The sequence below is a fragment of the Priestia sp. YIM B13486 genome, assembly GCF_042787865.1.
Classification (GTDB): domain Bacteria; phylum Bacillota; class Bacilli; order Bacillales; family Bacillaceae_H; genus Priestia; species Priestia megaterium.
Genome location: NZ_JBHZOZ010000001.1, coordinates 624,967 through 639,252 on the forward strand (window position 1 = coordinate 624,967; position 14,286 = coordinate 639,252).

The 14,286-nt window shown below is 40.1% G+C and carries 14 protein-coding genes, 1 tRNA gene and 1 other annotated feature; all 15 genes read right to left on the bottom strand.

Annotation, left to right across the window (positions count from 1 at the left end; genetic code table 11):
- Window positions 1-95 precede the first annotated feature (95 nt).
- The gene (gene leuD / locus ACFX4G_RS03185) at window positions 96-686 is read right to left on the bottom strand and encodes a 3-isopropylmalate dehydratase small subunit (RefSeq protein ID WP_013059370.1); all 591 of its coding nucleotides are present in this window, start codon (window positions 684-686) and stop codon (window positions 96-98) included.
- 14 nt (window positions 687-700) lie between these two features.
- Window positions 701-2,116: a 3-isopropylmalate dehydratase large subunit gene (gene leuC / locus ACFX4G_RS03190; RefSeq protein ID WP_013059371.1), complete on the bottom strand. Its 1,416-nt coding sequence runs from the start codon at window positions 2,114-2,116 to the stop codon at window positions 701-703.
- Window positions 2,117-2,174: 58 nt separating this feature from the next.
- A complete protein-coding gene (gene leuB, locus ACFX4G_RS03195) occupies window positions 2,175-3,284 on the bottom strand; it encodes a 3-isopropylmalate dehydrogenase (RefSeq protein ID WP_013059372.1) in 1,110 nt (369 codons plus the stop codon).
- Window positions 3,285-3,303: 19 nt separating this feature from the next.
- Window positions 3,304-4,839 (bottom strand): 2-isopropylmalate synthase, encoded by a 1,536-nt coding sequence (locus ACFX4G_RS03200; RefSeq protein ID WP_013085140.1) that lies wholly within the window; start codon window positions 4,837-4,839, stop codon window positions 3,304-3,306.
- A complete protein-coding gene (gene ilvC, locus ACFX4G_RS03205; protein WP_013085141.1) occupies window positions 4,826-5,851 on the bottom strand; it encodes a ketol-acid reductoisomerase in 1,026 nt (341 codons plus the stop codon). The genes ACFX4G_RS03200 and ilvC overlap by 14 nt, the downstream gene beginning before the upstream one ends.
- Window positions 5,852-5,915: 64 nt before the next feature.
- Window positions 5,916-6,428 carry an acetolactate synthase small subunit gene (gene ilvN, locus ACFX4G_RS03210; protein ID WP_013059375.1) on the bottom strand — a complete coding sequence of 171 codons (513 nt, stop codon included), beginning with the start codon at window positions 6,426-6,428 and terminating at the stop codon, window positions 5,916-5,918.
- Window positions 6,425-8,152, bottom strand: a complete 1,728-nt coding sequence (gene ilvB / locus ACFX4G_RS03215) for an acetolactate synthase large subunit (RefSeq protein ID WP_155660677.1) — start codon at window positions 8,150-8,152, stop codon at window positions 6,425-6,427. The genes ilvN and ilvB overlap by 4 nt, the downstream gene beginning before the upstream one ends.
- 68 nt (window positions 8,153-8,220) lie before the next feature.
- Window positions 8,221-8,474: a binding site (T-box leader), on the bottom strand.
- A gap of 324 nt (window positions 8,475-8,798) precedes the next feature.
- Window positions 8,799-8,872 (bottom strand) — tRNA-Arg (locus tag ACFX4G_RS03220).
- Between the two features lie 125 nt (window positions 8,873-8,997).
- Window positions 8,998-9,510: a metallophosphoesterase gene (locus ACFX4G_RS03225; protein WP_013059377.1), complete on the bottom strand. Its 513-nt coding sequence runs from the start codon at window positions 9,508-9,510 to the stop codon at window positions 8,998-9,000.
- Window positions 9,511-9,525: 15 nt separating this feature from the next.
- Entirely contained in the window at window positions 9,526-10,119 is a 594-nt protein-coding gene (locus ACFX4G_RS03230) for an XTP/dITP diphosphatase (protein WP_013085142.1), read from the bottom strand.
- 9 nt (window positions 10,120-10,128) lie between these two features.
- Complete coding sequence (rph, locus tag ACFX4G_RS03235; RefSeq protein ID WP_043976065.1) at window positions 10,129-10,875, bottom strand: ribonuclease PH; 747 nt, start codon at window positions 10,873-10,875, stop codon at window positions 10,129-10,131.
- 134 nt (window positions 10,876-11,009) lie between these two features.
- On the bottom strand, window positions 11,010-12,095 hold the full coding sequence (locus tag ACFX4G_RS03240; protein WP_025601439.1) for a GerMN domain-containing protein: 1,086 nt from the start codon (window positions 12,093-12,095) through the stop codon (window positions 11,010-11,012).
- A 113-nt stretch (window positions 12,096-12,208) separates the two neighbouring features.
- Window positions 12,209-13,003 (bottom strand): glutamate racemase, encoded by a 795-nt coding sequence (gene racE / locus ACFX4G_RS03245; protein WP_025601441.1) that lies wholly within the window; start codon window positions 13,001-13,003, stop codon window positions 12,209-12,211.
- A gap of 10 nt (window positions 13,004-13,013) precedes the next feature.
- Window positions 13,014-13,457 carry a MarR family winged helix-turn-helix transcriptional regulator gene (locus tag ACFX4G_RS03250; RefSeq protein ID WP_097824648.1) on the bottom strand — a complete coding sequence of 148 codons (444 nt, stop codon included), beginning with the start codon at window positions 13,455-13,457 and terminating at the stop codon, window positions 13,014-13,016.
- A 211-nt stretch (window positions 13,458-13,668) separates the two neighbouring features.
- On the bottom strand, window positions 13,669-14,283 hold the full coding sequence (locus ACFX4G_RS03255; RefSeq protein WP_097824649.1) for a PH domain-containing protein: 615 nt from the start codon (window positions 14,281-14,283) through the stop codon (window positions 13,669-13,671).
- Between the last annotated feature and the right edge of the window lie 3 nt (window positions 14,284-14,286).

The following is a 14,286-nucleotide window of genomic DNA, read 5'->3' on the forward strand; positions in this document are numbered from 1 at the left end:
TCCCCACTTCGCGGTCCATTTGCTTTACAGTTTAGCAATTCGGTTAACGGAACGCAAAAAAATCGAGCAAAATCATCATTTTGCTCGATTTTTGGTTAATATCTTACCGTTTTTGCTTCATAAGCAGAAATGTCGTCTTCAAAAGAAAGCGTATAGCCAATTTCATCATATCCGTTAACAAGCATATATTTCCAATGGCCATTGATATCAAACGTACGTTCAAAGCCTGCTTCATCGGTAATTTTTTGCTGATGAAGATCGATTGTACAGGCGTAAGAAGCACTTTGAGACTCTTTCATTAAATAGGAAACATCTTCTTTTGGTAAAACAATAGGTAAAATACCATTTTTTAGACAGTTTTGTTTAAAAATATCCGCAAATGAAGGTGCGATAATGGCACGAAACCCATAGTCTAAAAGCGCCCATGGCGCGTGTTCACGTGACGAACCACATCCGAAGTTCTCGTCAGCTACAAGAATTGTTGCTCCTTGATTTTGAGGCTGATTTAATTCAAACGTTTCATTTAACGTTTCATCTTCATTATATCGCCAATCAAAAAATAGAAATTGGCCAAACCCAGTACGCTCAATTCTTTTCAAAAATTGCTTTGGGATAATTTGATCAGTATCTACGTTTGCTCGGTCGAGACCTGCTACTTTCCCTGTGTGGATTGTAAAAGCATTCATCTGTGTTCTCCTCCTTATCGCACCGCTTGTTCTTGTAGTTTGCGCACATCAACAAAATGTCCATATACCGCTGCCGCTGCTGCCATTACCGGGCTTACTAAATGCGTTCTGGCGCCTTTTCCTTGACGTCCTTCAAAATTGCGGTTAGAAGTGGACGCACAGTGTTCGCCTTGTGGAACTAAGTCAGAGTTCATACCTAGACACATGCTGCAGCCTGAGTCTCTCCAATCAAAACCTGCTTCAATAAAAATAGCAGATAACCCTTCTTCTTCAGCCACTCGCTTTACTTTTTGAGAACCTGGTACAATGATCGCTCGCACATCTGGTGACACTTTCTTTCCTTTAATAAAGGCTGCCACGTCACGAAGATCAGACAAACGAGCATTCGTACATGAACCGATAAATACATGCTGAACTGGAATCTCTTCTATTGCCATGCCAGGCTGTAAGCCCATATACTCAAGTGCTCGTGACAAAGACTTTCTCTCAGCTTCTGTTTTACACTCTTCTAATGTAGGAACTTGCTTGCTAACATAAGAACTCATCGCCGGGTTTGTTCCCCATGTTACAACAGGTTCAATTGTATCTGCATCAATTTCCAGCGTTTCATCGTACGTTGCACCTTCATCTGTTGCTAAAGCTGCCCAAGCTTCCACTGCTTTTTCAAACTGTTCTCCTTTAGGAGCATACTGACGTCCTTTAATATAAGAGAACGTGACATCGTCTGGACTGATTAAACCAGCTTTTGCACCGGCTTCAATAGACATATTACAAATGGTCATGCGCTCTTCCATTGAAAGATCGCGAATACATTCGCCCGTAAATTCCACGATTGAACCCGTTCCAAAATTCACGCCGAATTTTTGAATTATTGCTAACACAATGTCCTTAGCATAAACGCCAGGCTGCTTTTTGCCATTCACTTTCACTTGTAGCGTTTTTGGTTTCGCTTGCCATAGCGTTTGTGTTGCTAAAACATGCTCTACCTCACTCGTTCCTATCCCAAAAGCAAGCGCTCCAAATGCACCGTGAGTAGATGTATGACTATCTCCGCACACAATGGTTTTTCCAGGCTGAGTTAATCCTAATTCCGGTCCAATGATATGCACAATTCCTTGCTCTTCACTTGTTAAATCTAAAAGCTTCACACCAAACTCATGACAGTTTTCAGATAGTTTGTCTACTTGTTTCTTTGCAATTGGATCTTTAATATTAAAACGGTCAACCGTTGGAATGTTGTGATCCATTGTAGCAAACGTTAAGTCTGGACGCTTCACTTGGCGATTTGCCACGCGAAGACCTTCAAATGCTTGAGGAGACGTTACTTCATGAATAAGATGAAGATCGATATATAATAAGTCCGGCTTCCCCTCTTCTCGACGTACAACATGTTGTTCCCAAAGCTTATCAATAATTGTTTTTGGTTTCATACTGCTCCTCCTTTCTGATTATGAAAAACGTTTCTCACAAAACGTGAGAAACGCATGATTAACTGTAAGCTGTCATAATGCTTGAAATGGCAGAATCATTGGCAATTACCGCAGTTATCGCCTCCACCATTTTATCGGTACCTAAATAATGATTACCGTCTGCTAAGTCAGCTGTTCGATGACCTGCATGTAATACACTTTCAACTGCTTGTTCAATCACTGCTGCTTCTTTTTCTAATCCAAACGAATGTCTAAGCAACATTGCTGCAGATAAAATAGCAGCAATCGGATTAGCTTTGTTTTGACCAGCAATATCTGGTGCAGAACCGTGAACCGGTTCGTATAGAGACGGACCATCAGCCGTTAAGCTCGCAGATGGCAACATTCCTAACGATCCTGTCAGCATAGAAGCCTCATCACTCAAAATATCACCAAACATATTTTCAGTTACCACTACATCAAAATACTTCGGATTACGAATTAACTGCATAGCAGCTGAATCTACAAGCATATGCTCAAGCTCTACATCCGGGTAGTCTTTTGCTACTTCTTCAGCTACTTCACGCCACACTCTACTAGACTCAAGCACATTCGCTTTATCAACAGACGTTACTTTTTTACGTCGATTTACAGCCGTATCAAATGCTTGGCGAATAATTCTTTCTATTTCTGTACGCTTATAAAATAATGTGTCGACAACTGTTTCTTCATTTCCTTCTGTTCGGCGCTCGCTAGGCTTACCAAAATATAAGCCTCCTGTTAGCTCACGGACGATAATGAAGTCAACACCTTCAATGTATTCTTTTTTCAGAGGAGAGGCATCCGCTAAGCTATCATAAAACGTCACCGGACGAAGATTAGCATATAAATCCAGTTCTTTTCGAATAGCTAGCAAACCTTTTTCCGGTCGCAAATGTGAAGGGTTACGATCCCATTTTGGCCCTCCAACCGATCCAAGTAATACAGCATCCGCCTGCTTACAAGTCTCAATTGTACTTTCTGGAAGAGGTGTGCCCGCCTCATCAATTGCAGCTCCGCCAATTAGTCCATACGTAAACTCAAATTGATGATCAAAGCGCTCTCCAATTGCTTTTAAAACGGCAACAGCGCCTTTTGTTACTTCTGTTCCTACGCCGTCACCCGGTAATACAGCGACTTTTTTTGTCATGGTGGTCTCTCCCTTCAGTTCACATTACTTCTTGCTTTGTACGATGCTGCTGAATAGCAATTAAACGATTAATGGCGTTCAGATATGCTTTTGCTGACGATTCTAATACGTCAAATGCTACTCCGCGTCCGCTTGCTTCAGTTCCTTCGCTTTCAACCTTCACAAATACTTCAGCCAGTGCGTCCGGCCCACCGTTAATAGACTGAATACGATAGTCTAATAGTTTTACATCTTGTTCAACACAGCGCTGCAGCGTATTATAGATAGCTTCCACGCTTCCAGATCCCGTAGCTGCTTCTTGAATCTCTTCGCCGTTTTCTTTGCGAAGGGTAATCGTAGCCGTTGGAATATTGTTCGTACCATACTGAACTTGCAGACTTTCAAGCTTATATTCACTGTCTTTGCTAACTTGCTTTTGAATGACTAATGCCAATAAATCATCATCGGTAATGTCTTTTTTCTTATCTGCTAAGTCTTTAAACTTCTCAAAAAGCACGTTTGCTTCTGTATCTTCCAATGTAAATCCAAGCTCTACTAAGCGTGTACGGAACGCATGACGGCCTGAGTGTTTACCAAGCACAATTGGATTTTGTTTAACACCCACAAGTTCTGGGGAAATAATCTCATATGTTAACGGATTTTTTAAGACGCCATCTTGGTGAATACCTGATTCATGAGCAAAAGCATTTTTTCCGACAATTGCTTTATTTGGTGCAATATTCATTCCGGTAAGCTTACTGATAATGTCACTCGTACGCTTAATTTCAGGCAAGATAAGACCTGTGCTCGCTTGATAGAAATCTTGACGGACATGAAGCGCAAGTGCTACTTCTTCAAGAGCTGCGTTACCCGCACGTTCTCCGATTCCGTTAATCGTTCCTTCAATTTGAGTAGCTCCTGCTTCAATCGCAGCCATTGAATTGGCCACAGCTAGCCCTAAGTCATCGTGACAGTGAGCTGACAAATCAACTTTATGAATATTTGACACATGTTCTTTTAAGTAATTAAATACTGATTGATAGTCACCAGGAGTGATAAATCCTACTGTATCTGGAATATTAACGACTTTTGCACCAGCATCAATAACGGCTTCTACAATTCTAGCTAAAAACGGTAAATCTGTTCGACATGCATCTTCAGCAGACCATTGAACAACCGGGAATTTTTCACTTGCGTACTTCACCATTTCCACTGCTGTTTCAAGTACTTCATCAGGTGTTTTTTTCAATTTATGCTGCATATGAATTTCGGAAGTAGCGATAAAAACATGCAGTCTTGGTTCTGCACTTTCTTTTAACGCTTCCCATGCAATGTCAATATCTTTTGTAACAGACCTTGCAAGGCCTGTTACAGAAGAATTTTTGACAATAGACGCAATTTCTTTTACGGATTGAAAATCACCTTTTGAAGAAGCGGGAAATCCGGCTTCAATGATGTCGATACCTAATCGCTCTAACTGCTTAGCAATTTCAAGCTTTTCTTGTAGGTTCAAATTGACTCCAGGTGACTGTTCACCATCGCGTAGCGTCGTGTCAAATAGTTTAATTTTTTGCACTAGCGATCACCGCTTCTTTCTTTTGTTTTTTAACAAATGGCATCATTTCACGTAATTGAGCGCCAACTTTTTCAATTAAATGTTCGTTTTCACGGTTATTGATAGCTGTAAATTCCGGACGATTTGCTTGGTTTTCTAGGATCCAGCCTTTTGCAAATTTACCTGTTTGGATATCTTCAAGCACTTTTTTCATTTGTTCTTTTGAACGCTCATCTACAACGCGTGGTCCTGAAACGAAGTCACCCCATTGAGCTGTATCAGAGATTGAATAACGCATGCCTTCCATTCCGCCTTCATACATAAGGTCAACAATTAATTTTAATTCGTGTAAACACTCAAAATATGCAACTTCCGGTTGGTAGCCAGCTTCTACAAGCGTTTCAAAACCAGCTTTAACTAATGAAGTTAAACCACCGCAAAGTACTGCTTGCTCACCGAAAAGATCTGTTTCTGTTTCTTCTTTAAATGTTGTTTCTAACACACCCGCACGAGCTGAACCGATTGCTTTAGCATAAGCTAACGCTACGTCTTTTGCTTCTCCAGTTACATCTTGGAATACTGCGAATAACGCCGGTACGCCAGCTCCTTCTTCATACGTTCTTCTTACAAGGTGACCAGGGCCTTTTGGAGCTACTAAGAATACGTCAACGAATTCAGGTGCTACGATTTGGTTAAAGTGAATGTTGAAACCGTGAGCAAATACTAAAGATTTTCCTGGTTTTAGTCCTGGAAGAATTTCTTCGTTATAAACTTTTGGCTGATACTCATCTGGAAGTAATACCATTACTACTTCTGCTTGTTGAACTGCATCTTTTACAGATAATACAGTGAAACCGTCTTGCTCTGCTTGGTCCCATGATTTACCTTTACGTAATCCTACTACCACGTTTACTCCGCTGTCGCGTAAGTTTTGTGCATGGGCATGACCTTGTGAACCATAGCCTACGATTGCTACTGTTTTACCTTGTAATAATTGATCCTTTGCATCTCCGTTATAATATACCTTTGTCATAATAAATCTCTCCTCTTAGTTTATATAGTTTTATATAGTTTACTTGGTTAGTAACTAGCTAGAATTAAATGATTGATGAAAGTTTGGCTGCCGCTTTTTGCGTACCGCGCGGAACAGCTACTGTTCCCGTGCGCGTTACTTCTTTTAATCCATAAGGCTGAAGCAGATCAATCATCGCTTCAATCTTGCTGGATTCACCTGTTACTTGAATAATTAAGCTGTCGCGGCTTACATCAATGATGGTTGCACGGAAAGGTTCAATTACTGCATAAAGTTCGTTACGGCTCGCTGGGGTAGAGGCTACTTTCATTAAAGCAAGCTCTCTTGATACCACCGCTTGATCCGTAATATCTTGAACCTTCAACACGTCAATCTGCTTATTTAACTGCTTAATCACTTGTTCAGCAGCGTTATCATGCTCTACGTTCACAACAAACGTCATGCGTGATACATCTTCAGATTCAGTGTGACCTACCGAAATACTCTCAATATTGAAATTTCTTTTTGTAAATAACCCCGTCACGCGATTTAATACGCCCGCACGGTTTAATACAGTTGCTGTAATAATTCGCTTCATGGTTTCACCCCTACCATTTCATGTAATCCTTTTCCAGGTGCAACCATTGGATATACGTTTTCTTTAGGTGCGACAAAGAAATTTAGTAGAACAGGTCCATCTGTTTCCATTGCTTCTTTCAAAGCCGCATGCGCTTCTTCTTCAGTAGAAGCTTGTAAACCTTTGATATCATAAGCTTCTGCAAGCTTCATTAAATTAGGCTGATTCGGAATTAAAGAGTGTGAGTAGCGTTCTTCATAGAAGATTTCCTGCCACTGACGAACCATACCAAGCGACTGATTGTTAAGTACAACCACTTTTACAGGTAAATTTAATTCTCTAATAACTCCTAATTCTTGAAGCGTCATTTGAAATCCACCGTCACCAACGACTGCTACCACTGTTTTATCTTTGTTTGCCAGCTGAGCGCCGATTGCAGAAGGTAATCCAAAGCCCATAGTGCCAAGACCACCTGAAGTTACCCATCGATCTGGATTATTAAATGTGTAGTATTGAGCTACCCACATTTGATGTTGCCCAACGTCCGTTGTAACAACGGCATCTCCATTTGTATACTTGTGAAGCAACTCAACTACTTTTTGTGGTTTTAACACGTCCGCTGAGTTCTGATACCATAATGGATATTCTTGCTTCCACGCCGCTAATTTCTCATGCCATTTCGTATAATCTCCAACTTCTCCTTCTTGCAGAAGCAATTGCTTCAATACTTCTTTTGCATCTCCAACAATTGGAATCTTGGTTGGAACATTCTTTCCAATTTCCGCAGGGTCGATGTCAATGTGCGCAATTTTTGCATTTGGTGCAAAATGCTTTAAGTTACCTGTTACTCGGTCATCAAAGCGTGCACCGATACTAATGAGAAGATCACTCTCATAAATTGCCATGTTTGCTGTGTACGTTCCGTGCATGCCAGCCATTCCTAAATGAAGCGGATGATCTGCAGGAAAACAGCCCAATCCTAAAAGCGTATTAATAACGGGAATATTTTGACGCTCAGCATAATTTTTTAATTCTTCTGAACCTTTACTCAATAGCACTCCCGCACCTGCTAGGATAACAGGTTGTTTTGCAGCTGCTACTGCGTCTGTTAATTTTTTAACCTGCAGCTGATTTGGAAAATAAGTTGGCTGATAGCCAGGTAAATCAATTTCTCCTTCGTAATTAAATGTTCCATCACCCTGTGCCATATCTTTTGGAATGTCGATTAAGACTGGACCAGGTCTTCCTGTTGTCGCAATATGAAATGCCTCTTTGATGATTCTCGGCATATCGCTGATATTGCGTACTTGATAGCTATGTTTTGTAATTGGCATTGTGATCCCTAATACATCTGCTTCTTGGAACGCGTCAGAACCAATTACACTTGAAGCTACTTGACCAGTAAAAACAACTAAAGGAAGTGAGTCAATCATCGCATCTGCCAAACCTGTTACGATATTTGTTGCACCAGGACCACTTGTTGCGATAACTACACCGGGTTTGCCTGAAATTCTTGCGTACCCTTCTGCTGCGTGAATTCCACCTTGTTCGTGACGAGCAAGTACGTGAAACATTCCTGAACCATATAGCTTATCGTAAATCGGTAAAACGGCTCCCCCTGGGTAACCGAAGATGACGTCAACATTTTCTCTTCTTAGAGATTCAATCAACATGTCAGCTCCATTCATTTGTGCCCCAGTGCTTACAGGTTCTTTCGTTTGCATATTGGCTCCCACTTTTCTCATCCTTTCGTTTTCTAGATAAAAGAAAAAAGACTTCTCACCCCTAAATAGACCCTATCAAATGATATAGGTCAAGGGGCGAAAAGTCTTTTGTACTTTACGCGGTACCACCCTCGTTTGTAATCGTAATGATTACCTTATGAATGTATACTGTACATTCTTTTTGATAACGAGTGCTTTGGAAGTACACTCGGTCGCCCTTACTAAATTTCAGGGTGACACTCTGAGGTGAGTTCATTTTGAGTTGGTAACATCGGCTTCCAGCAACCCGACTCTCTGTTGATACCTAAACATCAAAACTACTTATCCTCTTCAACGTTTTAAAACGCTATATGTTTTTTGAACAATGCTTTACACATCATATTTTAAATTAATTACAATTAATTAAAATTTTTAGAAAACTTATATTTGAGGACTATCTTACGCCCATTTCTATGCATAGTCAACCACTTTTCAAGATTTTTTTAGACAATTTAGACTAAACAGAATATTTGAATGCGTTTTCATTATTGATGCAATAAGGGTTTACAGCAGTTCAAAAAGTTTTTCTGAAACGCTCATTTGTACACACTGAATGAACAAACATTCATTTTTAGGATAAATAAAAAACCTGGCTTTTACTTTTTAGTAAAAGCCAGGTTTTTCTGGACGTCCCAGGAGAGATTCGAACTCCCGACCGACGGCTTAGAAGGCCGTTGCTCTATCCTGCTGAGCTACTGGGACATAATGTTAAAGTGTATCAAAGACAATACTTATTATATTCAAATATAATTTAAAAGTCAACGTTTTTTTGAAATTTTATGAGAAGAGAGGTAAAAAACCTTCTCTTCTCCCTATATTTGGCTATATTATGCTGAAAGTGTACAGGTTAACTGCATGCTAGGAATATGTTTACCGCTTATATCGTAAAACTGCACGGTAGCTTCTGTACCATCCATTACTAGTATAGCATACGTACGTTCTTTTCTCATACGAGGAAGTAACATACTTCCTGGATTGATAAATAAAACTCCGTCCATGAGCTCAGCTCCTGCTATGTGAGAATGCCCAAAACAAACAACGTTTGCCCCGACTTCTCTCGCTTTGTAATGCAGATTCATCATAGACATTTTAACATTATATAAGTGACCGTGTGTAACCAGACACGTAGCTTCTCCAAGCGACTCTACTCGATCATTAACGTAAGATGCATCGTAGTCACAATTTCCTCGAACGCCTAAAAATGCAGACATTTCTTTGCTGTCTTGCGGCAACTCAGAGTCCCCACAATGGATCATCTTATCTACATCAGCATGTCTCTCTCTGATAGTGAGCAGCTCTTCTTGTAACCCGTGGCTATCGCTTACAATTAATAGTTTCACACGTCATCACTCCTTCTAAAATTGCGCATCAATTAGCGGTGCTAGTCTTTTTAACGCATTTGCTCGGTGACTAATCTGATTTTTTTGCTCTTTGGTCAATTCTGCCATGGAGCATCTCCATTTTTCTACAAAGAAAATGGGATCGTACCCAAAACCGTTTTCCCCTCTTTTTTCCTCCAAGATGTGCCCTTCACACGTGCCTTCTACAATTTCGGTTCTCTTTCCGGGCACTGCAATAGCAAGAGCGCAATGAAAGCGTGCGGTGCGCTTTTCAAACGGCACGTCATTTAATTTTTGAAGTACCTTCTCTATATTAGCATTATCATCTTTATTTTCACCAGCATAACGCGCGGAATAAACGCCTGGCTCCCCGTTTAAGGCATCAATAGCAAGCCCCGAATCATCGGCAATGACTGGCTTATTTAATGCGGATGAAATGGCCTCTGCTTTTAGCGTGGCATTCTCTGCAAATGTAACGCCCGTTTCTTCCACGTCTTCAATCTCAGGAAAATCAAGAAGCGATTTTACTTTAAATCCCTTCGGTGAGAAAAGTGTTTCAAAATCTTTTACTTTGCCTGCGTTTTTAGTTGCAATAATGATTTCACGCACGTTAATCCCTTACCTTTCTTTAACCGGAATGTAGGCAGCCAGGTGATCAAGAACTCCCTTTTGCTGTTCAATCAATTGATAAACACCCTTTTCCCCTAAATCTAGAAGATGGTTTAACTGTTCTCTCGAAAACGTCGATTCCTCTCCCGTTCCCTGTAATTCTACAAACTGTCCGCTTCCTGTCATCACAATATTCATGTCAACTTCCGCTGTCGAATCTTCTTCATAATTTAAATCTAAAATCGAATTTTCTCCATGAATACCTACTGAAGTCGCAGCTAAGTAGTCACGAATAGGAATTTCTGTGAGCTTGTTCTCTTCAACCAGCTTTCCAAACGCTAAAACCATAGCCACAAAAGCACCTGTAATCGATGCTGTTCTTGTGCCGCCATCTGCTTGAATAACATCACAATCAATCCAAATTGTCTTTTCTCCGACCTTTTCCAGATCGACTACAGAACGAAGAGCTCGTCCGATTAGACGCTGAATTTCCATTGTTCGTCCTGTGACTTTACCTTTTGATGATTCACGTATATTTCTTTGTGCCGTAGCTCGAGGCAGCATAGAATATTCGGCTGTAATCCATCCTTTTCCTTGCCCACGCATAAAAGGAGGCACTCTGTCGTCTATGCTTGCGGTACAAATAACCTTTGTGTCTCCCACCGAGATTAATACAGATCCTTCTGGATGCTTTAAGTATGAAGTATGAAGAGATACAGATCTCAATTCATTAAATTCCCTACCGTCCAAACGCATTAAGCATGTCCTCCTATTCATTCATTTATATGTAATAGTCTCTTCCATTTTAACTATAAAACAGCGGAAAGAGGTCGCTATTTCAGCAGACCTCTTTCTACTTAGTCCTTTACTAGTATAACAAAAATTTGTTTTTAAAAACTACCTGTGTTCACATTTTTCGGTCTTGAAACTGGTTCCGTTAATTTTTTCCCTTTTTCATCTTTTAGCGTTTTTTTGCCATTCACTTTAATGGCAACGCTGTCTACGGCTTTTTGTTCCGTCAGAGATAACACTAAGGAGTCGAGAACATGCTGAGAAATTTCCGTTCCTTTCAAATTCCCAAAGATGTTTTTATTAAAGTTCAGCGTTAACTCACCGTCCGCATACTTTGGAGCTGCTACGAGCTTTGCATCGGGATTAAAGTCTGTCACTAAACCTGATGCAGGCGCAGGTCCTTCTACAAGCTCGTTCACAATTGCAGTGTACATATCTTTGTCATCAGAAGCAATTCGTTTTGTGACAGGAACATAGTAAGTTTGTTTGCCCTCTTGAGCTAAGTAATAAATCGTAACTGGCTTCGTTTGAGTTACGTCAACTACTCCAGTATTATCAAAGTTAATGCCATCTGCTCTGCTCAACCCTTTACTGATTGGCGTATGATTTACAGGCATCTCATCTTTATCATAGCCGTTAATGCGAATTTTAACTTTATTTACGCCTTCAAACTGCGTCAGCGTCCAAGTGACGGCCTGCAGAATACGGAGTTCATCTTCTTTTTTATACTCAGCAAATTCAGGTGAAAAATCTGCTACCATCGTGCCGTCACTTTCCAGCTTTGTCCCTAAAACTCTTGTATCAGCAGGAAGAACCGCTCGGAAATTATTTGGCAATAAGTTTGTGACCGGTCCACCCTCTACTAAATATTCAAGAGACTGTTTAGCGACACCTTTTGATTTAGGAATTTCAAGCGTCTGGGGAACAACGTACCCGTTTTTATCAATTAAGTAGAGTTCTCTTTTGGTAGGCGCAGATGTTTCTGCGGCTTTACTTTGTTTTTTATTAGCTTCCGTTACTTTCGCTTCAGTCGCTAATGATTTTTCATCTTTCACATAGGTGACATCCTTTGGCGGATCAATTTCCTTTGCTGCGTTATCCCCTCCGAAAAGTCCACAGCCGGATAACAATACAGATGTGGTCACCACGGCGGATATGAGAACAAGTTGGGTCTTTTTGGACATTCCTTTCCCTCCTCAGACTGTTTGTACTACTATGTATACGAGCTTTTTTGCATTTTAGACCAGCTCAAAAAAGTTTTTGTCCACAAAAAAAACCGAGCATGATATGCACGGTTTTAAAGCTTGATATGTTCAACATTATATACAGGGTGCTCAAACCATTTAGATGCAATAGATTGAAACAGTTCTGTTGATCCTGTTGTAAAGAAGTAGTGTTCAGGCTCCATGTTTCTAGGAGCTAGTAAATTGCTATAAGAAAGAATGGCACTTACCTCTATTGCCGTTTCTTCGCCAGAACTGATTAACTGAACTCTAGGCCCAATTGCTTCTTGAATAACTGGCTTTAATAACGGATAATGCGTACATCCTAAAATAAGGGTATCCATATCTGTATGATAAAAAGGTTTTAATGTTTCTTTTACAATTCGCTGTGCTTCCGGTCCTTCATAATTACCGCTCTCTACAAGAGGTACAAACAAAGGGCATGCTAAATTTTCCACTTCCACTCTCGTATGAAGAGCGCGGAGTGCATGTGTATAGGCTTGACTTTTCACGGTTCCGTTTGTGCCGATTACGCCTATTTTATGATTTTTAGTTACTTTAAGCGCAGCGCGTGATCCTGGTTCAATGACGCCTATAACCGGAATATCGAGCTGTTCTTGAATTTCATCCAGCACAACTGCCGTAGCCGTATTACACGCAATAACAAGCATTTTAATATCTTTATCTACTAAATAATTAGTCATCTCCCACGTGAAAGCTCGTACTTCTTCACTAGGGCGAGGACCGTATGGGCAGCGGGCTGTATCTCCAATGTACATAATTTGTTCTTTCGGAAGCTGTCTCATAATTTCCTTTGCTACCGTTAATCCGCCCACACCTGAATCTATAACACCAATTGGTCTACTCAAAACAATCGCCTCATTTTTCTTTCATTTCATCATGCAATTTTCGTAACGTTACTCGTAAAACTTCCGTTTCACTCGGAGAGAAGTTTGCCAGTACGCCATTTAAATACGTTTGTCGCTTTTTAATTACTTCTTCGATAACACGTGCTCCTTCAGGAAGCAAATGAATACGCACTACGCGGCGGTCTTTTGGATCTTTCACCCGAACCACCAACTTATTTTTTTCCATACGATCTACTAAATCTGTCGTTGTACTACAAGCAAGAAAAATACGATTTGATAAATCACCAATCGTCATATCTCCACGTTCAAACAGCCACTGCAAAGCAATAAACTGAGGTGGCGTAATCGTATAGTCTTCTAAAATTTCTCTTCCTTTTTGTTTCACAATCGCTGCAATATGTCGAAGTGACTTCTCTAATTCTGCCACTGTATCCTCATTATTTTTTGCTGTCATACCGTAATCCTTTCCACCTATAAGTCTTATTTTCTATTATTTCTTTCAGTTAAACCCGTCTCTATTGTTTCTCTTTTCTATTTTATATTGTGCTCTTTTTTCAGTGATTTTTCAAGGTTAACATGAGGATTCTACAACGTTCATCATAAGTCTACATACTCTCATTCAGCATTAAAAAACAGCTGCTCCATAAAAGGAGCAGCTGTTTCTATTAATTATTGATATACAGCTCGAAAACTGAGCTGAAATCTTTTGTTGTGTAGGCTGTTTTTTTATCTAATAACCAAGAAAACGCAGCTTCGTTAATTTCTTTAAATTCACCAGCAACACTTCCACTTGTATTTCTTGTACTGCTTAGCGTAGAAGAAGCTAGCTGAATGCTTTGTTTAGCAAAATCGAGCGCAATTTCATTTTCACGCGTTATTTCAGATATTTTAAACAGCGCTTTATATAAATCTTTTACCTCTTCTATATGCTTTTTGTGTACATCGATAGAAAACGTCTCCGAGCCAATTTTAAATTTAATTTCCACATCTAAATCGACAGTTCCAGCCGTTTCTAGCATCACGTTTGAAATGTGATTTATGCTGTAGTTATAGCGGCGAAGCATTCGCTTTTTGCTTGTAGCACTTGTTCCATCAAGATGAATGAGCGCTTTATTGGTAAAGCAATATTCATCTGACTTTGATTTGATTAGAAAATAAATTTTTTCTTGTTCTTCATGCATAACGTAATCGTCTGCATCTACCTTGTCATAATCAACTGGCTTAATAACAGAACCAATATCACTGAGCCCTAATACATCAGCAGCCACTTTTCCAAACATTTC